General features: G+C 71.2%; 22 protein-coding genes. All 22 read right to left on the bottom strand.

The genetic code is table 11. The annotated features are described in order from the left end of the window. Positions 1–2 precede the first annotated feature (2 nt). Complete coding sequence (gene lgt / locus BLR68_RS12755) at positions 3–974, bottom strand: prolipoprotein diacylglyceryl transferase (protein WP_018186773.1); 972 nt, start codon at positions 972–974, stop codon at positions 3–5. A 10-nt stretch (positions 975–984) separates the two neighbouring features. Next, entirely contained in the window at positions 985–1,785 is an 801-nt protein-coding gene (gene trpA / locus BLR68_RS12750) for a tryptophan synthase subunit alpha (protein WP_018186772.1), read from the bottom strand. Continuing rightward, positions 1,782–3,041 carry a tryptophan synthase subunit beta gene (trpB, locus tag BLR68_RS12745; protein ID WP_018186771.1) on the bottom strand — a complete coding sequence of 420 codons (1,260 nt, stop codon included), beginning with the start codon at positions 3,039–3,041 and terminating at the stop codon, positions 1,782–1,784. The genes trpA and trpB overlap by 4 nt, the downstream gene beginning before the upstream one ends. Further along, positions 3,038–3,814 carry an indole-3-glycerol phosphate synthase TrpC gene (trpC, locus tag BLR68_RS12740; RefSeq protein ID WP_018186770.1) on the bottom strand — a complete coding sequence of 259 codons (777 nt, stop codon included), beginning with the start codon at positions 3,812–3,814 and terminating at the stop codon, positions 3,038–3,040. The genes trpB and trpC overlap by 4 nt, the downstream gene beginning before the upstream one ends. A gap of 1 nt (position 3,815) precedes the next feature. Further along, positions 3,816–4,043, bottom strand: a complete 228-nt coding sequence (locus BLR68_RS12735; RefSeq protein WP_018186769.1) for a DUF6704 family protein — start codon at positions 4,041–4,043, stop codon at positions 3,816–3,818. A gap of 94 nt (positions 4,044–4,137) precedes the next feature. Next, the gene (locus BLR68_RS12730) at positions 4,138–4,722 is read right to left on the bottom strand and encodes a Trp biosynthesis-associated membrane protein (RefSeq protein ID WP_018186768.1); all 585 of its coding nucleotides are present in this window, start codon (positions 4,720–4,722) and stop codon (positions 4,138–4,140) included. Further along, on the bottom strand, positions 4,719–5,078 hold the full coding sequence (gene hisI / locus BLR68_RS12725) for a phosphoribosyl-AMP cyclohydrolase (RefSeq protein ID WP_018186767.1): 360 nt from the start codon (positions 5,076–5,078) through the stop codon (positions 4,719–4,721). The genes BLR68_RS12730 and hisI overlap by 4 nt, the downstream gene beginning before the upstream one ends. Continuing rightward, positions 5,075–5,839, bottom strand: coding sequence for an imidazole glycerol phosphate synthase subunit HisF (hisF, locus tag BLR68_RS12720; protein WP_018186766.1), 765 nt, complete (start codon positions 5,837–5,839; stop codon positions 5,075–5,077). Before hisF ends, hisI begins: the two co-directional genes overlap by 4 nt. 1 nt (position 5,840) lies before the next feature. After that, the gene (gene hisG, locus BLR68_RS12715; RefSeq protein WP_018186765.1) at positions 5,841–6,683 is read right to left on the bottom strand and encodes an ATP phosphoribosyltransferase; all 843 of its coding nucleotides are present in this window, start codon (positions 6,681–6,683) and stop codon (positions 5,841–5,843) included. Positions 6,684–6,729: 46 nt separating this feature from the next. After that, positions 6,730–6,993 (bottom strand): phosphoribosyl-ATP diphosphatase, encoded by a 264-nt coding sequence (locus BLR68_RS12710; RefSeq protein WP_018186764.1) that lies wholly within the window; start codon positions 6,991–6,993, stop codon positions 6,730–6,732. Between the two features lie 56 nt (positions 6,994–7,049). Continuing rightward, positions 7,050–7,733, bottom strand: a complete 684-nt coding sequence (gene rpe, locus BLR68_RS12705) for a ribulose-phosphate 3-epimerase (protein WP_026302856.1) — start codon at positions 7,731–7,733, stop codon at positions 7,050–7,052. Between the two features lie 15 nt (positions 7,734–7,748). Continuing rightward, positions 7,749–9,104, bottom strand: coding sequence for an RsmB/NOP family class I SAM-dependent RNA methyltransferase (locus BLR68_RS12700; RefSeq protein ID WP_018186762.1), 1,356 nt, complete (start codon positions 9,102–9,104; stop codon positions 7,749–7,751). Continuing rightward, the gene (fmt, locus tag BLR68_RS12695) at positions 9,101–10,033 is read right to left on the bottom strand and encodes a methionyl-tRNA formyltransferase (protein ID WP_018186761.1); all 933 of its coding nucleotides are present in this window, start codon (positions 10,031–10,033) and stop codon (positions 9,101–9,103) included. Before fmt ends, BLR68_RS12700 begins: the two co-directional genes overlap by 4 nt. Positions 10,034–10,043: 10 nt before the next feature. Next, positions 10,044–11,993: a primosomal protein N' family DNA-binding protein gene (locus BLR68_RS12690; protein ID WP_018186760.1), complete on the bottom strand. Its 1,950-nt coding sequence runs from the start codon at positions 11,991–11,993 to the stop codon at positions 10,044–10,046. Positions 11,994–11,998: 5 nt separating this feature from the next. Then, the gene (gene metK, locus BLR68_RS12685; protein WP_018186759.1) at positions 11,999–13,192 is read right to left on the bottom strand and encodes a methionine adenosyltransferase; all 1,194 of its coding nucleotides are present in this window, start codon (positions 13,190–13,192) and stop codon (positions 11,999–12,001) included. A gap of 116 nt (positions 13,193–13,308) precedes the next feature. Then, entirely contained in the window at positions 13,309–13,563 is a 255-nt protein-coding gene (rpoZ, locus tag BLR68_RS12680) for a DNA-directed RNA polymerase subunit omega (RefSeq protein ID WP_018186758.1), read from the bottom strand. A 111-nt stretch (positions 13,564–13,674) separates the two neighbouring features. Beyond that, positions 13,675–14,256, bottom strand: coding sequence for a CoA-binding protein (locus BLR68_RS12675; protein ID WP_018186757.1), 582 nt, complete (start codon positions 14,254–14,256; stop codon positions 13,675–13,677). Further along, complete coding sequence (locus BLR68_RS12670; RefSeq protein WP_018186756.1) at positions 14,253–15,590, bottom strand: O-acetylhomoserine aminocarboxypropyltransferase/cysteine synthase family protein; 1,338 nt, start codon at positions 15,588–15,590, stop codon at positions 14,253–14,255. Before BLR68_RS12670 ends, BLR68_RS12675 begins: the two co-directional genes overlap by 4 nt. A gap of 30 nt (positions 15,591–15,620) precedes the next feature. Continuing rightward, positions 15,621–17,636 (bottom strand): acetate--CoA ligase, encoded by a 2,016-nt coding sequence (gene acs, locus BLR68_RS12665; protein ID WP_018186755.1) that lies wholly within the window; start codon positions 17,634–17,636, stop codon positions 15,621–15,623. Then, a complete protein-coding gene (locus BLR68_RS12660; RefSeq protein ID WP_018186754.1) occupies positions 17,633–18,457 on the bottom strand; it encodes an ABC transporter permease in 825 nt (274 codons plus the stop codon). Before BLR68_RS12660 ends, acs begins: the two co-directional genes overlap by 4 nt. A gap of 2 nt (positions 18,458–18,459) precedes the next feature. Further along, on the bottom strand, positions 18,460–19,488 hold the full coding sequence (locus tag BLR68_RS12655) for an aliphatic sulfonate ABC transporter substrate-binding protein (protein ID WP_018186753.1): 1,029 nt from the start codon (positions 19,486–19,488) through the stop codon (positions 18,460–18,462). Beyond that, positions 19,485–20,324: an ABC transporter ATP-binding protein gene (locus BLR68_RS12650; protein ID WP_018186752.1), complete on the bottom strand. Its 840-nt coding sequence runs from the start codon at positions 20,322–20,324 to the stop codon at positions 19,485–19,487. Before BLR68_RS12650 ends, BLR68_RS12655 begins: the two co-directional genes overlap by 4 nt. Positions 20,325–20,328 lie beyond the last annotated feature (4 nt).

The raw sequence follows: 20,328 nt of genomic DNA, 5'->3' as shown, positions 1-20,328 counted from the left end.
TGCTATCGGGTGGTGAGGGAGCTTGTGGCCCCACCGGAGGATTCTTCGGACGCGGGGGGTGCGCTCACGTCCACGAAGTCATCGGTTCCCTGTGAGTGTACCCCGCCCGGCGGAGTCCATTCGCGACCCGGCTGGTACGGCGAGGGCTCGAGCCCCGGGTGCCGACGCTTCTGCACGATCATGATGACCAGACCCACGATGACACCGAAGATCGCCGCCCACACGTTGGTGCGGAGACCGAGGTACACCTCGCTCGGATCGATGCGGATCGACTCCCAGACGATGCGACCGGCCGAGTACCAGACCAGGTAGAGGCCGAACAGGCGTCCCCACTGCAGTCGGAACCGGCGTCCCGCCGCAGCGATGATGATCACGCCCATGACGTTCCAGATGACTTCGTAGAGGAACGTAGGGTGGAACAGGGTGCCCACGGGCAGCCCGGCGGGCCACGCCGAGTTCGGGTAGTCGATCTCCAGACCCCAGGGCAGGTCGGTGGGAAGACCGTAGAGCTCCTGGTTGAACCAGTTGCCGAAACGTCCGAACGCCTGCGCCAGCAGCAGTGCCGGCGCGAGGGCGTCGGCGAACGTCCAGAAGCGGATGCCGCTCCACTTGCAGCCAAGCCACGCGCCGATCGCACCGCCGATGAGGGCGCCGAAGATGGCGATGCCACCCTCCCAGATCCGGAAGATCGCCCACAGGTCCTTGCCCTCGCCGAAGTAGAAGCCGGGGTGGGTCAGGACATGGAAGATGCGCGCGCCGATGATGGCCAGCGGGACGGCCAGCAGAGCGATGTCGATCACGACCCAGGGCTCCGCGCCGCGCGTGGTGAGGCGACGGTTGGTCCACAGCGTCGCGACGATGATGCCCGCCAGGATGCACAGGGCGTAGAAGTGGATCGTCAGCGGGCCGAGCTGGAACGAACTGATCGACGGGCTGGGGATGCTCGCGACGACAGAGAGGGCAGCAGAAGTCACGACGGCGAGTCTACGCGGTGACGGCGTGCGGTCCTGCGCCCTGCGACAGCTCGCGCGCCGTCGCCGCGAGCCCGTCGACGCCGCCGTCGCGCAGCGCGCGGACGAGCGCCGTGCCGACGATCGCGCCGTCCGCGTACTCGAGGACACCGTCCACCTGGTCGGCGGTGGAGATCCCGATGCCGACGCAGGCGTTCTCGACCCCGTGGGCCCGCAGGCGGTCGACGAGGGCGCGGGCTGCGGCATCCAACTCGGCACGCTCCCCCGTGATGCCCATCGTCGAGACGGTGTAGACGAAGCCCGTGGAGTGCTCGGCGATCATCTTGATCCGCTCCTCGGTGGAAGAGGGCGCCGCGAGGAAGATGCGGTCCAGGCCGGTACGCTCCGACGCGGCGATCCAGTCGGCAGCGGCGTCGGGGGTGATGTCGGGCGTGATGAGCCCCGCACCGCCCGCAGCGGCCAGGTCGTCGGCGAAGCGGTCGACGCCGTACTGGAACACCGGGTTCCAGTACGTCATGACGACGATCGGGACGTCGACGCGCTCGGCGATCGCACGGACGGCCGTGAACGTGTCGCGGAAGCGGAACCCGGCCGCCAGGGCGGCCTGCGTGGCCTCCTGGATGACGACGCCGTCCATGACGGGGTCGGAGTAGGGCGGGCCGAGCTCGAGGATGTCGGCGCCGTTCTCGGCGAGAGCGACGGCGGCGTCGATGCTCGTCTGCAGGTCGGGATATCCGATCGGGAGGTAGCCCACGAAGGCCCCGCGTCCCGCCTCCTTCGCGGCGGAGATCGCCGCCGCGACGCGAGAGGTCACAGTTCGACCCCTTCGCCGCTGCCGTGCGCGGGGTCGGTCGGCACCTCGACGGGCTCCTTGTCGGCGTCGTAGAGCTCGAACCACCGGGCGGCGGTGTCCATGTCCTTGTCACCGCGGCCCGAGAGGTTGATCGCGATCACGCCGTCGGGACCCAGCTCGCGTCCGATGCGCAGCGCCCCGGCGAGGGCGTGCGCGGACTCGATGGCGGGGATGATGCCCTCGGTCCGGCTCAGCAGACGCAGGGCCTCCATCGCCTCGGTGTCGGTGGCGGGGATGTACTGCGCACGGCCGATGCTCGCGAGCCACGCGTGCTCGGGACCGACGCCCGGGTAGTCGAGCCCGGCCGAGATCGAGTGCGATTCGGTCGTCTGCCCGTCCTCGTCCTGCAGGACGAACGTCTTCGCGCCGTGGAGGATGCCGGGGCGACCGCGTTCGATGGATGCCGCGTGCTTGGGCGTGTCGACGCCGTCGCCGGCCGCCTCGACGCCGTACAGCGCCACGCCCTCGTCGTCGAGGAAGGCGTCGAACATGCCGATCGCGTTCGACCCGCCGCCCACGCAGGCGACGACCGCGTCGGGGAGCCGGCCGATCTCGTCGAGGAGCTGCTGACGCGCCTCCTCGCTGATGATCTTCTGGAAGTCGCGCACCATCGCGGGGAACGGGTGGGGCCCGGCGGCGGTGCCGAAAATGTAGTTGGTCGTGTCGACCGACGCGACCCAGTCGCGGTACGCCTCGTTGATCGCGTCCTTCAGCGTCCGCGAGCCCGTCGTGACGGGGATGACCTCGGCCCCGAGCAGCCGCATGCGCGCGACGTTCAACGCCTGTCGCTCGGTGTCGACCTCGCCCATGTACACCGTGCACTCGAAGCCGAACAGGGCGGCGGCGGTCGCGGTCGCGACGCCGTGCTGGCCTGCCCCGGTCTCGGCGATCACGCGCTTCTTGCCGAGCCGCTTCGTGATGAGCGCCTGACCGATGACGTTGTTGATCTTGTGCGAGCCGGTGTGGTTGAGGTCTTCGCGCTTGAGGAAGACCCGCGCGCCGCCGGCGTGCTCGGCGAACCGGGGCACCTCGGTCAGGGCCGACGGTCGGCCGGCGTAGACGCTCAGGAGCCGGGAGAACTCGGCAGCGAAGGCGGGGTCCGCCTTCGCATCCTCGTAGACCGCCGTGAGCTCGTCGATCGCGGCGATCAGGGACTCGGGCATGTACCGCCCGCCGAACTCGCCGAAGAACGGACCGGTAGCTGCACGAAGACTCATGAACCTGCCTCCAGGAAGGCGGCGAGCGTCGACACGGGGTCACTCGTGACGAGCGCTTCGCCGATCAGGACGACGTCGGCACCCGCGGCACGGTAGTGCGCGACGTCGGCGGGTGAGAGGACCGCGGACTCGGCGATCTTGATCACACCCTCAGGGATGTCGGCCGCGAGCCGCCCGAAGAGGTCGCGGTCGAGCTCGAAGGTCGAGAGGTTGCGCGCGTTGACTCCGACCAGACGCGCACCGATGTCGTTCGCGCGCGCCAGTTCCTCCGCCGAGTGCGTCTCGACGAGGGGCGTCATCCCGAGCTCCTGCACGAGACCGTGGAGCTCGGCGAGCAGGTCCTGCTCGAGCCCGGCGACGATGAGCAGCACGAGGTCGGCGCCCGCGGCGCGTGCCTCGAACACCTGGTAGGCCGTCGAGATGAAGTCCTTGCGGAGTACGGGAAGCGTGACCGCGGCGCGGACGGCCTCGAGGTCGGGGAGCGAACCCTTGAACTTGCGCCCCTCGGTCAGGACCGAGATGGCGGACGCGCCGCCGAGTTCGTACCGGCGCGCCTGCAGCGCGGGATCGGGGATGTCGGCGAGGTCACCGCGCGACGGGCTCGCGCGCTTGACCTCGGCGATGATCTTGACGCGCTCTGCGGGTGCGAGGGCGGCGAGGGCGTCGATCGCGGCAGGCTGCGCGAGGGCGAGCTTCTCCACGACAGCAAGGGGGCGGACGGTCTCCCGCTCCCGTGCATCCTCCACCGCGCCGCCCATGAGGTCGGCGAGCATGTCAGTGCTGCTTCGAGACGGTCTTCGACCCGCCGACGCCGTAGCCGGCCTTGGTCATGATGAAGCCGACGACGAGACCGAGGAGCAGCAGGACGACCGAGAGCCAGACGAGGAGCGGCATCTCGAGGAAGAAGAACACGGTGCCGATCGTCAGCGCGACGAGCATGATGATGACCGTCGTCCATGCCGCCGGGGAGTGTCCGTGGCCGGGGTCCTCGATGCCGCTCATTGTTCTCCTTCGATGGGACGCACGGGTTGTCTGGGTCGGCTGACGCCGCCTGATCAGTCTAGCGGGGCGTGCAGACTCCCCCGCCCCGCGGAGCTCAGGTGGTCGGGTCCTCGCCGCGCGAGAGATCGTCCCAGGAGTCGATGCTGTCGCGGGGACCGGCCGCGCGATCCGTGCGGTACTTCCGGCCCGCCGAACTCCATCGGTGTGCCGTCGCGAGGGCGAGCACGCCGCCGAGCAGGATCAGAGCGGATGCCGCGACGGTGACCGCCGGCCAGGGCGTCGCCGTGACCTCGGTCACGATGGCGGCGATGCTCTTCTCCCCGCTGAGACCGGTGGCGTCGGTGACCGGGCCGGCGACGGCATCCACGGGTCGCTGAGAGGCGATGCGGAACGCACCCCATCCGAGGCCGGCGCCGAGGGCCACGGCGATGACGGCGAAGACGTGGCGGAGCACGCGGCCGACGATCGTCAGGGCGAGCCCGAGAGCGAGCGCCGCGAGGCTCAGGGGCGCGACGACGGCGAGGGCATCGGCTCCCGCGACGGCGATCGGCACCGGAGACCCGTCGTCGACGGTCGCCTCGAGCCAGGTCTGGGTCGACCCGATGATGCCGACTGCGCCGCCGGCCAGGATCGCGAGGACGGCCGACAGGCGTGTGCGCCGCGACGTCGCCTCGGTCACAAGAACTCGCCGACGACGGGATCGAGGTCGTCGGCGTCGAAGCACGTGCGGTCGCCGGTGTGGCAGGCCGCACCGACCTGCTCGACGGACACCAGCAGCGTGTCGCCGTCGCAGTCCAGCCGCACGCCCTTCACGAACTGCGCGTGGCCGGACGTGTCGCCCTTGCGCCAGTACTCCTGACGCGACCGCGACCAGAACGTCACGCGACCCTCGGTGAGCGTCCGGCGGAGGGCCTCGGCATCCATCCACCCGAGCATGAGCACCTCGCGCGTGTCGTGCTGCTGCACGATCGCGGGGACGAGGCCGTCGGCGTTGTAGACCACTCGGGACATGCGCTCCTCGATCGACCGGGTCATCGGCGGACCTCCACCCCTTCGCGGACGAGCGCGTCCTTGACGTCCGCGACGGTCAGCTGGCCGGAGTGGAAGACGGATGCCGCGAGCACCGCGTCGGCACCGGCGGCGATCGCCGGGGCGAAGTGCGCGGCATCCCCCGCTCCTCCGGAGGCGATCACGGGCACCGTGGACACCTCGCGCATGAGCGAGACGAGCTCGAGGTCGAAGCCGTCCTTCGTGCCGTCGGCGTCGATCGAGTTGACGAGGAGCTCCCCCGCACCGCGCTCGATCGCCTCGCGCGCCCAGGCGAGCGCGTCGATGTCGGTGAGGGTGCGTCCGCCGTGCGTCGTGACGGCGAAGCCGGACGGCGTGCCGGGATCGCGCTTGACGTCGAGGGAGAGGACGAGGACCTGCGCCCCGAAGCGGTCGGCGATCTCGCCGAGGAGCTCGGGCCGGGCGATCGCGGCCGAGTTGACGCCCACCTTGTCGGCGCCGACCCCGAGGAGCCGTGCGACGTCCTCGGCCGAGCGCACTCCCCCGCCCACGGTGAGCGGGATGAAGACCTGCTCGGCGGTGCGCTGTACGACGTCGTACGTCGTGTCGCGCGCGTCGACGGTGGCCGTCACGTCGAGGAAGGTGATCTCATCGGCGCCCTGCTCGTAGTACCGGCGCGCCAGTTCGACGGGATCGCCCATCTCGCGGAGGTTCTCGAAGTTGACGCCCTTGACGACCTTGCCCGCGGCCACGTCGAGACACGGGATCACGCGGCTGACGAGCGACACGTCAGAGCCTCGCGTTGTGGATGGCGGTCACGAGGATCGCCCGCGCGCCGATCTCGTAGAGGGCGTCCATGACCTGGTTCACGGTCTTCCGGGGACTCATGACGCGGACGGCGACCCACTCGGGGTCGCGGAGCGGCGAGATCGTGGGCGACTCGATGCCGGGAGCGAGGGCGACCGCCTGGTCGACCAGGTGCGCGGGCAGGTCGTAATCGATGAGGACGTAGCGCCGGGCGACCATCACGCCGCGCAGGCGGCGCAGGAGCGTCTCGGTGCCGTCGGCCTCGGTCGGCGCGCCGATGAGGACGGCCTCGGACTCCAGCAGCACCGGTCCGAAGATCTCGAGCCCCGCCTGGCGGAGGGTCGTGCCGGTCGAGACGACGTCGGCGACGGCATCCGCGACACCCAGCTGGACGGCGGATTCGACCGCACCGTCGAGCGGCACGAGGTCGACGGCGACGCCGAGGTCGTCGAGGTACGCGTCGACCAGGCCCGGGTAGGCCGTCGCGACGCGCAGTCCGTCGAGGTCGGCGAGCTCGGTGAAGCGCCCGGGAGGGCCGGCGAACCGGAACGTCGAGCCGCCGAAGCCGAGCTTCTCGATCTCGCGGGCACCCGGCATCCGGGCGTCCAGCAGCAGGTCGCGACCGGTGATGCCGACGTCCAGCGCACCGGAGCCGACGTAGGTGGCGATGTCCTTGGGACGGAGGTAGAAGAACTCGACGTCGTTGACGGGGTCGATGGCGTGCAGGTCCTTGGGGTCGCGTCGACCGGTGTACCCGGCTTCGGCGAGCATCCCCGCGGTGGTTTCGGCGAGCATGCCCTTGTTGGGGACGGCGATGCGCAGCATGGAGCGTCTTTCGGTGTGGAGGTGGGCGGACGAGTCGAGGGACCGATCAGAGATGTCGGTACACGTCCTCGAGCGTCAGGCCCTTCGCGAGCATCATCACCTGCAGGTGGTAGAGCAGCTGCGAGATCTCCTCGGCCGTCTCGGTGTCGGACTGGTACTCGGCGGCCATCCAGACCTCGGCGGCCTCTTCGACGATCTTCTTGCCGATGGCGTGGACGCCGCGATCCAGCTGCGCGACCGTGCCCGATCCCTCGGGACGGCTCGCCGCGGTCTCGCTCAGCTCGGAGAACAGTGCGTCGAAGGTCTTCACACCCTCCAGGGTACCGGCCCGCCGATCCCGGCCGGTCCGCGTGACGGCGGTGCGCGTCAGTGACGGTGAGCGGATGCCGCGGCCGAGCGGAGCGCGCTGATCGCTGCGCCGGGATCCTCGGCCCCGAAGACGGCCGAGCCCGCCACGAACGTGTCGGCACCGGCATCGGCTGCCTGCGCGATGGTCGACTCGCCGATGCCGCCGTCGACCTGGAGCCAGACCTGCGACCCGCGGCGGCGGGCCTCGTCGCTGAGCCGGCGGAGCTTGGGCATCTGGTCGGCCATGAAGCTCTGCCCGCCGAAGCCGGGCTCGACGGTCATAACGAGGATCTGGTCGAACTCGTCGAGGACGTCGAACAGCTGCTCCACGGGGGTCGCAGGCTTGACCGCGACGCCGGCACGTGCGCCGATCTGCCGCAGCCGACGAGCGAGGGCGACGGGGTCGGCGGCCGCCTCGAGGTGGAACGTGACGGATGCCGCCCCGATCTCGGCGTACTCGGGAGCGCAGCGATCGGCGTCGCTGATCATGAGGTGCACGTCGAGCGGGACGGGGCTCGTCGCCTGGATGCGCTGAACCATCTGCGGGCCGAACGTCAGGTTCGGGACGAAGTGGTTGTCCATGACGTCGACGTGGACGAAGTCGGCCGACGCGATGCGGGCGAGTTCCGCCTGCATGTTCACGAAGTCGGCGGCGAGGATGCTGGGGTTGATGCGTACGTCGGAATCGGCCACGTCAGCCATTATCCCGGTGCCCGGTCAGTTCTTGCGGAGCAGCCAGATCGACATCGCGTCGGTGCCGTGACGGTGGGGCCACAGCTGGGCGCGGCCCGATCCATCCGACGGCTCCGCGAGATCGATATCCCCACCGACGACCTGCCGGAGCACCTTGCGCGCGTCGAGCTGGGTGAGAGCGTCACCGAACCGACGTTCGACCTCTGCCACGACACCCGCGGTCTCGGCGAGGTGGGGTGAGCACGTCACGTAGGCGACGACGCCGCCGGGAGCAAGCGCGTCGACCGCCGCGATGAGGAGTTCGGTCTGCAGCTGCGTGAGTTCGGGGACGTCCGCCGGGGCCTTCCGCCACCGCGCCTCGGGCCGGCGTCGGAGGGCGCCGAGGCCCGTGCAGGGGGCGTCGACGAGGATCCGGTCGTAGACCCCGCGGCCCGCGCGGGTGCGGCCGTCCTCCTCCGACACAGGCACGTCGAGAGGGACGGCGGCGACCGACTGCCGGACGAGGCGGGCCCGCGCAGGTGACACTTCGTTCGCCTCGACGATCGCGCCGCCGGTGGCGCCCTCGGCAGCCAGCACGGCGGTCTTGCCGCCGGGCGCGGCGCAGAGGTCCAGCCACCGCTCCCCCGCGCGGATCGGCACCGCACGCGACAGGGCGAGGGCCGCAAGCTGCGACCCTTCGTCCTGCACGCGGACAGCGCCCCCCGACCCGCGGACGATCCGGTCCGGGTCACCACCGGCGAGGCGGAATCCGATCGGGGAGAACGGGGTGCGCTCCGCGTCCTCCGGGATCGACCCGACGCCCGGCAGGGCGGTGAGGGTCACGGTGGGTGCGGCGTTGTCGGCGGCGAGGAGGTCGAGGAGCTCGTCGCCGCGTCCCTCGACGGAGAGTGCGCGACGGAAGGCGCGGATGATCCAGACGGGGTGCGCGAACCGGACCGCCAGGCGCTCGTCGTCGGAGCGGGCGGCATCCTCGATGCGGGTCAGCCACTCCTCCTCGTCCCGTTCCGACACGCGGCGGAGGACGGCGTTGGCGAACCCCGTCGCGCGGCGGCCCGCCACACGACCGACGAGGTCGACCGTCTCGTGGACGGCGGCGTGCGCGGGGACGCGGGTCGCGAGGAGCTGGTGCGTGCCGAGTCGAAGCGCGTCGAGGACGGGCGCGTCGATCCCCGAGACGGGTCGCGACGCCGCCATCTCGATGATGGCGTCGTAGGTCCCGACGCGGCGGAGGGTGCCGTAGGTCAGCTCGGTGGCGAGGGCGGCATCCGCCGTCGACAGCCGGGCGCGCTCGAGTTCGCGCGGCAGGAGGAGGTTCGCGTAGGCGTCGTCCTCGCCGACGGCGCGGATGACCGCGTACGCGACGTCGCGGGCGGCGCTCACGAGACCGCTCCAGGGAGATCGATCCGAGGATCATCGACGCGGAGCCCGCGCCACCAGTCGGCCGCGTTCATCGCACCCTTTCCGGCGGGTTGGACCGTCCGGAGAAGGACGGTTCCCTCCCCCGTGCCCGCGACGACGTCACGGCCGACGAGCGCGACCTGACCGGCCTCGAGATCGGCGTCGGGACCGCGGAGGGCGGCGAGCACCTTCACCCGCTGACCGTCGAGCGACACGTGGGCACCGGGCTCGGGCGTCGTCCCGCGGAAGCGGTCGATCACCCGGTCAGCGGGTTCGGCCAGATCGAGGGCGCCGTCGGCCTGTGTGAGCTTCGGCGCGAGGGTGGGTTCGCCGTGCTGGGGCGTCGTGACCGCCGAGCCGTCGGCGATCGCATCCACGACTCCCGAGACGAGTTCCGCGCCGGACGCGGCCAGGTCCGTGAGCACGTCGCCCGCCGTGGCACCGCGCGGGACGTCGTAGCGGAGCTCGGCGAAGACGTCCCCGGCGTCGAGGGCGGGGACGAGCTGGAACACGGCGGCGCCCGTCACACGGTCGCCGGCGATGAGCGCGTGCTGCACGGGCGCCGCGCCGCGCCAGCGCGGGAGGAGGGAGAAATGCAGGTTGATCCAGCCGTGCGGCGGCATCGACAGGAGCGGTTCGCGCACCAGTCCGCCGTAGGCGACGATGACACCCAGGTCCGCGCCGAGCGCGGCGATCTCGGCCGTCGCGACGTCGTCGAGGCGGTCCGCCTTGACGATCGGGAGCCCGAGCTGCTCCGCCGCCACCGCGACCGGCGAGGGCGTCAGGACGCGCCTGCGTCCGATCGGAGCATCGCGTCGCGTGACGACGCCGACGACCTCATGGGACGAGGCCGCGAGGGCGCGGAGGGACGGGACGGCCGGTTCGGGGGTTCCGGCGAAAACGACGCGCATGCAGGGGTCCTCACAGATCGAGCTCGGGCACATCGAGCCGAACCCTGAGTGTAGTCCGGGGTCCAGGACCCCGCCGGCGACCCCGGACCGCATCGGCGACGACGGATGCCCGCAGCTGCTCGGCGACGGCGCGGCCGTGCGCGTAGTCCACCCGGACGAGAGCGCGCGCGCCGTCGTCGGTGGGCACGGGGCCGAGCACCGACAGCGGGACGAGGTCGGGAACCGCCTCGCGCAGCTCGGCGAGGGCGCGGTCGACGGATGCCGCGGCCCCCTCGACGGCGGCGACCCGGACGGTCGGGGGCATCAGCAGTGGAGCCCGGTCCGCGAGCTCGGCACGTGCGTATGCGGCGTGGGTCCACGTCGCGAGGGCACGGGCGACGGGACCGGTGACGCCGACGAGATGGACCGGCGAGCCGGGAGCCGCCAGCGCGGCGGCGTTCGACCACCACCGCAGGCACGATTCGCCGATCCGCAACTGCTCGGCCATGAGCATCTTGTCGCCGTCGAGGAGGATGACCGCACGGTAGCCGCCCTCCGCCGCGGGCTCCGCTCCGCGCGTAGCGATCACGAGGGCCGGTCGGCCGTCGACCGATGCAACGGGGTGATCGCCGTCGGCGACGATGACGCGGATGCCGGGGAACGCCCGACCGAGTTCGTCCGCCGTACGTTCACTCCCCGATGACGCCATCCGGAAGCGCGTCCCGGCGCAGTTGGCGCACGTCCAGTTCGGCGCCGACCGGCCGCACCATCCGCAGTCGGGAGTCGCACCGGGGCGGCGCGCACGGAGCGGGCCGGAGCAATGCCGGCACCGGGCGGGAGTTCGGCACTCCGCGCAGACGAGGACGGGTGAGTAGCCCGGCCGGGCGACCTGGACCAGCACCGGGCCGTGCTGCAAGGCCTCTCGCGCCGCACCGAAGGCGGCCGAGGGGACGCGGGCACCGCGGTACTCGGCCTCGTGCGTCGCGGACAGGACGACCCTCGGACTGACCCGTCGCGACGCGGGGATCTCACGCACCCACCCGAGCTGGACGAGACGCTCGACATCGGTGGTGCGGGTGTGGCCGGCGAAGACGAGCGCGGAGTGCTCCTCCTCCTGACGGACGAGCGCGGCATCCCGTGCGTGGACTCCCGGACTGAGCGGCTCGGCGAGAAGCGTGTCGCCGTCGTCCCAGACGAAGACGGCGCCGACATCGTGAGCGGGCGCGTACACGGTGGACCTGTTCCCGACGACGATGCAGGGCGTGGGACTCAGCATCCGCAGGTACGTCGCGTACCGCTCCGGGCCCGAGCGTCGGGCGTCGTCGCGGACGACCGCCTCGCCCGGGACGAGGGTCGTGAGGGCGTCGAGGAGCTGCGTCTGGTCCCGGTGATCGGGGACGACGAGCAGCGCGCTCCGACCGCTGTCCAGGACGAGCGCGGCGAGGCTCGCGAGCAGCTCCGCCCACGCACCGCGGAGAGCTCCGGGAGTCGGATGCGGCGGGGCGTCGATCGCGACCCGCTCCCCGTTCAGGACGGCGTCGGCGAGCCCCGGATAGGGTGATGCGAGCTCGTGCGCGCGGGTCGCGGCATCCGGATCCACCTGCGGAGCTTCGGGCGGATCGGCGGCGAGCCAGGCCTTCTCGGCACGCACCATCCGCTTCGGCACCGCAAGGCGCAGGATGTCGCTCGCCGAGCCCGCGGCACGGTCGGCGACGCGCCGTGCCAGCGCGTAGAGGGATGCCGGAAGCACCGGTACCGGAGAGACGACGGATGCCACCTCGGACAGCGGCCGCCCGCCGGGCTCGACCTCGGCCCGCTCGATGACCCAGCCCTCGATCATCCGGCCGGCGCTCCGCAACGGCACCTTCACCCGCACACCCGGTTGCGCGTCGGCGTCCAGGGCGCCCGGCACGGCGTAGTCGAAGAGCCGGTCGAGTTGAGGGAGCGGCGAATCGAGGAGGATCCGTGCGACGGCGATCACGGGCGTCAGAGCCCGGCGGCGGCCCGCAACGCGTCGACGCGGTCGGTGCGTTCCCACGTGAACTCGGGCAGTTCCCGCCCGAAGTGCCCGTAGGCGGCGGTCTGCGCGTAGATCGGGCGCAGGAGGTCGAGGTCGTCGATGATCGCCTGCGGCCGGAGATCGAACGATTCGCGAATCGCGGCGGTGATCTTCTCGTCCGAGACGTGGCCCGTTCCGAACGTCTCGACGTACAGCCCCACGGGGGCGGCACGGCCGATCGCGTAGGCGACCTGCACCTCGAGCCGGTCGGCCAAGCCCGCCGCGACGGCGTTCTTCGCGACCCAGCGCATCGCATACGCCGCCGAGCGATCGACCTTGGAGGGGTCCTTGCCGCTGAACGCCCCACCGCCGTGACGCGCGGCCCCACCGTAGGTGTCGATGATGATCTTGCGACCCGTCAGGCCTGCGTCACCCTTGGGACCGCCCACGACGAAGGGGCCCGCCGGGTTGATGACGTAGCGCACGCCCGAGACGTCGAGCCCCGTCTGGGCGAGGACGGGGTCGATGACCTCGGCCTGCACCGCGGCGCGGAGGGCCGGGAGCGAGATGTCGGGGTGGTGCTGAGTGGAGAGCACGACCGTGTCGACGGTCCGCGGCGTCGTGCCGTCGTAACCGAGGGTCACCTGCGTCTTGCCGTCGGGGCGGAGGAACGGCAGCGCGCCGCTGCGACGCGCATCGGTGAGCCGCTCGGCCAGCCGGTGGGCAGTCCAGATCGCGGTCGGCATATACGAGGGCGTCTCGTTCGTCGCGTAGCCGAACATGATGCCCTGGTCCCCCGCGCCGAGCGCGTCGACGGGGTCGACCGAACCGCCCTCGCGGTGCTCCAGGGCGTTGTCGACGCCCGCGGCGATGTCGCCCGACTGCTCGCCGATCGACACCGTCACACCGCACGAGTCGCCGTCGAAGCCGGTCTCGGAGGAGGTGTACCCGATGCGGTTCACGACGCGACGGACGATCCCCGGGATGTCGACGTAGCCGTCGGTGCGGACTTCACCTGCGACGTGGACGAGGCCCGTCGTGACCAGTGTCTCGACGGCGACGCGGCTGCCGCGGTCGACCGCGAGGAGGGCATCGAGGATGCTGTCGGAGATCTGGTCGCAGATCTTGTCGGGGTGACCTTCGGTCACGGACTCCGACGTGAACAGGCGCAGCGCGCTCATCGGTCCTCCAGAGGGCGGATCGGGGGTGTGGAAACCATCATGCCCGCGGCCCCCGACACGGGGGGCTCGCGGGCATGAGGATGACGCCGTGTGGCGCCCGGGTCAGGAGGTCGAGATCACTCGGCCGCGCGGAGGCGCAGCTTGTCCTCGTGGATCTCGTGGAGGGCGATCGTCAGCGGCTTGTCTTCGACGTTGGAGTCGACGAGCGGGCCCACGTTGTCGAAGAGGTTGCCCTCGTGGAGGTCCGAGTAGTAGTCGTTGATCTGACGCGCGCGCTTGGATGCGTAGATCACGAGCTGGTACTTCGAGTCGACCTTGTTGAGGAGTGCGTCGATGGGCGGGTCGATGATGCCCTGGTCACGGTTGGCCATGGTGGTCCTCCAGGATCGGTGAGGAGAGATGTCTGCCGGAACGCGCGCGGACGCGGCGCGGCATCCTCTCAGTCTACAGGTCGCCGCGCGCCTGTGACGCCTGCGCCCGGCTCACCGGCTGAGAAGCTGCCGCTTCGAGCTGAGGACCCCGGTGTCGAAGCCCGCCAGGTGCAGACCACCGTGGAAGCGGGCGTGCTCGATCTTGACGCACCGGTCCATGACGACCGACAGACCCGCGTCGGCGGCGATCTTCGCGGCGCCCTCGTGCCACGAGCCGAGTTGCAGCCAGAGCGTCGAGGCACCGGCATCCACCGCCTCCTGCGCGACGCCGGGCAGGTCGTCGTGCTTGCGGAAGACGTCGACGATGTCGGGGACGACGGGCAGGTCGGCGAGCGACGCGTAGGCGGGCCTCCCGAGGATCTCGCTCGCCCGCGGGTTGACGTAATAGACGTCGTACGGCGAGCTTCCACTCAGGTAGGTGGCGACGAAGTAGCTCGCGCGCGCCGGGTTGTCGGAGGCACCCACGATCGCGATCGTCTTCGCCCGGCGCAGGATCTCGAACCTCTCCTGAGGGCCGGCGGCGGGCCACGTCCGCACATCGTTCGCCGCCGCCGGCGCGCCGGGCAGCGCGCAGGCGACGCCGTCGGCCGGTGCCGGCGGGGTCGGAAGGGCGCAGGCGTTCGGATCGGTCATAGGGAGACTCCTGTCGCGGCGGTGAGGGCCTGATCGAGGTCCCACACGATGTCCTCGGGGTCTTCGAGACCGACCGAGATGCGGATGAGGTCGGCCGGCACCCCGGCGGCGACGAGCTGATCCGCGCTGAGCTGCTGGTGCGTCGTCGAGGCGGGGTGGATGACGAGCGTCCGGGCGTCGCCGATGTTGGCGAGGTGCGAGGCGAGCTGGAGCGCGTCGATGACCGCCTCCCCCGCCCGGCGACCCGCGGCGACGCGGTCGTCCTCGTTCGCGGCATCGTCGCCGGCCTTCACGCCGAACGCGAAGACCGATCCCGGCCCGAGCGGGAGGTACTTCTCGGCCCGTTCGCGGTGGGGGTGATCCGGCAGCCCCGCCCACGTGACGAACGAGACCCGGGGGTCTGAGGCGAGCCACTCGGCGACGATCCGCGCGTTCGCGCCGTGCGCGTCGATCCGCTGCGGCAGGGTCTCGATGCCCTGCAGCAGCAGGAAGGCGGAGTGCGGGCTGAGAGCCGCACCGATGTCGCGGAGCTGCTCGCTCCGGAGCTTGGTCAGGAAGCCGTACTCGCCGAAGTTGTCCCACCACTTGATGCCGCCGTACGAGGCGACCGGCTCGGTCATCTGCGGGAACTTGCCGTTCCCCCAGTCGAACGTCCCCTTCTCGATCACGACGCCGCCGAGGGTCGTGCCGTGTCCGCCGAGGAACTTGGTCACGGAGTGGATGACGATGTCCGCGCCGTGCTCGAGCGGGCGCGCGAGGTAGGGGGTCGCGAGGGTCGAATCGACGACGAGCGGGATGCCGGCCGCGTGTGCGACCTCGGCGAGGCCCTCGATGTCGGCGATCTCCCCCGACGGGTTGCCGATCGTCTCGACGTAGAGCACCTTCGTCTCGGGGCGGATCGCCGCCGCGTAGTCCGCCGGGTCGCTCGAGGCGACGAAGGTCGTGTCGACGCCGAAACGGCGGAGCGTCACGTCGAGCTGCGTGACCGTGCCGCCGTAGAGCTGCGCCGACGCGACGACGTGGTCGCCGACACCGACGAGCGCGGCGAAGGTGATGAACTCGGCGCTCATCCCGGAGGCGGTCGCCACTGCGCCGATGCCGCCCTCGAGGGACGCGAGGCGCTCCTCGAGTGCAGCGACCGTCGGGTTGCCGATGCGCGAGTAGATGTTGCCGTACTTCTGCAGCGCGAACAGGTTCGCGGCATCCGTCGCGTCGTCGAAGACGAAGGAGGAGGTCTGGTAGATCGGCACGGCGCGGGCGCCGGTCGCGGCATCCGGTGTTCCTCCCGCGTGCAGTGCGCGCGTGCGGAAGCCGAAGCGGTGTTCGTCAGTCATGTTCTCTCTCTGGCGGATGGGTGCCGAAGGTCACGCCGCGGCCAGCGCGGCGGCGATGCGGTCGACGGCGTCGGGGTTCTGCAGCGACGTGGTGTCGCCGAGGGGCGCGGGTTCACGTCCGGCGCGGCGGTCCTGCTCGGCCTCCCACAGCTGGGCGAGGAGGCGGCGGAGGATCTTGCCGGAGCGGGTCTTGGGGAGGTCGGGGACGACGACCACATGACGGGGCTTGGCGACCGGGCCGATCTCGCGGGCGACGTGCGCGCGGAGGGCAGCGGCATCCGGCTGCCCCGCCCCGGACGGGACGACGAACGCGGCGACGGCGTGACCGGTGATCGGGTCGACGACGCCGGTGGTTCCGGCCTCTCCTACGGAGGCGTGCGCGACGAGCGCCGATTCGATCTCGATCGTCGACAGCCGGTGGCCCGAGACGTTCACGACGTCGTCGAGGCGGCCGAGGATCCAGATGTGGCCGTCGGCGTCGCGGGTCGCGCCGTCGCCGGCGACGTAGTACCCACCGTGCTCGCCGTGGCCGGCATAGGTCGACCAGTAGGAGTCGCGATAGCGTTCGGGGTTCCCCCAGACGGTCCGCGCCATCCCGGGCCAGGGACGACGCACGACGAGGGTGCCCGATCGGCCCGGCTCGACCTCGCGACCGTCCGTGTCGACCACGGCGGCGTCGATCCCCGGGAGCGGCACGCTCGCCGAGCCCGGCTTCAGCGTCGTGACTCCCGGGAGCGGGGCGATCATGGCGGCGCCGGTCTCGGACTGCCACCACGTGTCGACCACGGGGACCTCGTCGCGTCCGAAGGCGCGGCGGAACCACGCCCACGCGGCGGGGTTGATCGCCTCGCCGACGGTGCCGAGGAGGCGGATGCTCGACAGGTCGTGGCCCTCGGGGAGGTCGTCGCCGAACCAGGTCATGAAGGTGCGGATGAGGGTGGGCGCCGTGTAGTACACCGTCACGCCGTACCGCTCGATGATCTCGAGGTGGCGCTCCCGGTGAGGTGCGTCGGGGGTGCCCTCGTAGATGACCTGCGTGAGGCCGTTCGACAGCGGCCCGTAGATCTCGTAGGTGTGGGCCGTCACCCACGCGAGGTCGGCGGTGCACCAGTGGACGTCGTCGGGCTTCGCGTCGAAGTGCGCCCAGTGGGCCCAGCTCGCGTGCGCGAGGTACCCGCCCGTGGTGTGGACGAGGCCTTTCGGCTTTCCGGTCGTGCCCGACGTGTAGATGATGAAGAGCGGATGCTCCGCATCGAACGGCGTCGCCTCGTGGACGGGCGATGCCGTGTCGACGACGTCGTGCCACCAGACGTCGCGGCCGGGCGTCCAGGGCACGTCGCTGCCGGTGCGTCGGACGACGAGCACGTGCTCGAGCGCGGGCAGGCCTGCGGCGGCGGTGTCGGCGGCGGACTTGACCTCGACCGCTCCCCCGCGTCGGAACTGACCGTCGCTCGTCACCAGCAGCTTCGCGCCGGTGTCCTCGAGGCGGAACCGGACGGCCTCGGCCGAGAACCCGCCGAACACGAGCGAATGCACCGCACCGATGCGGGCGCAGGCGAGCGCGATGACGACGGTCTCGACGAGGACCGGCAGGTAGACGACGACGCGGTCGCCGGGCTGGATGCCGAGGGCGATGAGCGCGTTCGCGGCCTGCGACACCCGGCGCCGGAGGTCGGCGTAGGTGACCGCGGTGCGGTCGCCCGGCTCGCCTTCGAAGTACAGGGCCACCTTCTCGCCGTGCCCGGCCTCGACGTGACGGTCGACGCAGTTCGCCGCGACGTTCAGGGTGCCGCCGTCGAACCATCGGGCGACAGGGATCGACAGGTCGCCTTCCGCGGAACGGACGGGAGGGCGCCAATCGAGGGCGGTGTGCCACGGCGTCTGCCAGTCGAGCCGCCGGGCGGCGTCCTCCCAGAACGCGATCGGATCGGCCGCGGCATCCGCGTAAGCACCCTGTGACACGTTCGCCTGCGCGGCGAAGGCCGACGGGGCAGGGTACGCGCGCGTCTCGACGAGGCGGAGCTCTTCGGCGGAGTGACCCGTCATGCCCATCTCCTCAGCAGACGGCGCTGCAGCAGGGTCACGAGCGCGTTCGACAGGGTCCCTAGTGCCGCCAGGATGACGATCGCGAGGAAGATGCGATCCACGCGGCCGGTGCTCTGCGCGTCGGTGAGGAGGAACCCGAGTCCCATCGACGCCGCGAGGAGTTCGGCGGCGACCAGGAAGAGCCAGGCCTGTGCGAGCGCGAGGCGCAGCCCCGAGATCAGGGCAGGAACGGTCGCGGGGAGCTGGACCGACCGGAACAGATCCCAGCCGCGGAGGCCGAAGGAGCGTCCCATCTCGACGAGGTGCGGATCGACGTGCCGCAGAGCGCCCGCAACCGTCGTGAACATCGGGAAGAACGCGCCGATGGCGACGAGAGTGACCTTCGAGTCCTCGCCGATCCCCATCCAAAGCAGGAGGAGCGGAACGAGCGCAAGGGAGGGGATCGCGCGGAAAGCGGCAAGGATCGGGCTCAGCAGCACGTCGCCGGAGCGCGTCAGCCCAACGATGGCCGCGACCGCCAGTCCGACGAGCGATCCGAACACGAACCCGAGAACGACGCGCTGCACCGAGATCGCGACGTGGGTCCACAGCGCGCCGCCCTCGGCGAGCTGGATCGCCGCGACCACGACGTCGACCGGAGCCGGAAGCCGGTAGGTCGGGATGAGACCCAAGCCCGTCACCGCCTGCCAGAGCGCGAGGACGGCGAGGGGGACGACGAGACCTCCGATGATGCGGACGCTCGTCCGGGACCAGAACGGCCGCACCGCCGCGACGCCCGAAGGCGCTGCGGCGGTGGCGGTCGTGTCGACGGATGCCGTCATCGTCAGCCCGCCGCCTTCTCGGCGAAGGACGGCTCGATGATCGTGTCGAGTGCCTTGTCGACGGCATCCTGCCCGCCGGTCACGGCGTCGGAGTCGACGAGGACGGGCGCGATCTTCTTCAGGACGGCGAGCTGAGCCTCACCGGGGACGCCGCTGACGTCGAGGTTCGAGCGCTCGCCGATGACGGTCGTCGCGACCTTCGGGTCGATCCCGGCCACCTTCGCGAGCAGCGACGCGGTCTCGTCGGGGTGCGCCAGCGCCCAGGTGCGCGCCTCTTCGTAGGCGTCCACGACGACCTGCGCGACGTCCTTGTGGTCGGTGAGGAAATCCTCGGTCGCGTTGAGGAAGCCGTAGGAGTTGAAGTCGACGTTCCGATAGATGAGCTTGTCGCCGGACTCGACCTCTGCGGCCGCCATGATCGGGTCGAGGCCCGCCCACGCGTCGACGGAGCCGCCGTCGAGGGCGGCGCGCCCGTCCGCGTGCTGCAGGTTCTGCACGTCGACGTCCTTGACGCTCAGTCCCTCGGTCTCGAGCGCCTGCAGGAGGAAGAAGTACGGGTCGGTTCCGCTCGTCGCGGCGACCTTCTTGCCCTTGAGATCGGCGACCGACGTGATGTCGCTGTCGGGGCCGACGACGATGGCCGACCACTCAGGCTGCGAGTACACATCGATGACTTTGATCGGCGAACCGTTCGCCCGAGCGAGGAGCGCGGCCGAACCGGCCGTCGAACCGACGTCGAGGGCGCCGGCGCGGAGGAGTTCGTTCGCCTTGTTCGACCCGGCGGACTGGGTCCACTCGACGTCGACGTCGTCACCGAGAGCCTTCTCGATGAGCCCCTGGTCCTTCACGACGAGGCTGAGCGGGTTGTAAGTCGCGAAGTCGATCGAGAGGGTGTCGGTCGACCACGATCCGGCGCTCGCGCCATTGGAGGACGAGCTCGCGTTCTCGCCCGCGAGGCAGCCCGTGGCCATGAGCATCACCACAGCACCCACGGCGAGGGCGGGAACGGTGCGGCGGATGACGGTGCTCATCGGGTCTCCTGAGGGGTTGAGCGGTGGGTGTCGACGCCGAGTCCGTCGAGGAGCTCGGCGCGGAGGTCCGTGAAGCCGCGATCTGCGCGGTCACGGGGACGGATGCCGGGGACCTCGATCACACGGGCGATCGAGGAATCCTCGGAATCGGCATCGATCGCGCGCAGCTGGAGCACGCGATCTGCCAGATACAGGGCCTCCTCCACGTCGTGCGTCACGAGGACGACAGTCGTGGGTTCGGCGGAATGGATGTCGAGGAGCAGGTCCTGCATGCGGAGCCGCGTGAGCGCGTCGAGTGCTCCGAACGGCTCGTCGAGCAACAGCACCTCGGGACCGCGGGCGAGGGCGCGCGCGAGCGACGCCCGCTGCGCCATGCCGCCCGACACCTCACGCGGCCGGAGTGACGCGGCACCGGTGAGCCCGACGAGCTCGAGCAGCTCCGCGACGCGCGCCGACACGTCGGGGCGCGCGGTGCCGCGCGGCATCCCGATCTCGACGTTCTGCGTGAGGGTGCGCCACGGCAGCAGGCGCGGCTCCTGGAAGGCAACGGCAGTGCGCGCGTCGGTGTCGCGGAGCGGCGTACCGTCGACGGTCACCGACCCGGCGGACGGGGCGTCGAGCCCCGCGAGGAGCCGGAGCAGCGTCGACTTCCCGCATCCCGAGGGCCCCACGACCGCGATGATCTCACCGGGCTCGATGTCGAGATCGACGCCACGGAGGACGGGCACCGGTCCCGCCGCGCCCGCGAACGTTCGGCGGACACCCGACAGCGACACGGCGCCGCGCGGGGCGGCGGCGCGTCGGACGGCGTCGGAGGCGGTGAGGACGGCGGACATGCCC

Source organism: Microbacterium sp. 77mftsu3.1 (genome assembly GCF_900100525.1).
GTDB classification, from domain to species: Bacteria; Actinomycetota; Actinomycetes; order Actinomycetales; family Microbacteriaceae; genus Microbacterium; species Microbacterium aquilitoris.
Note: the sequence above shows the minus strand (reverse complement) of the source record. Positions and strands in the feature narration are given on the sequence as shown.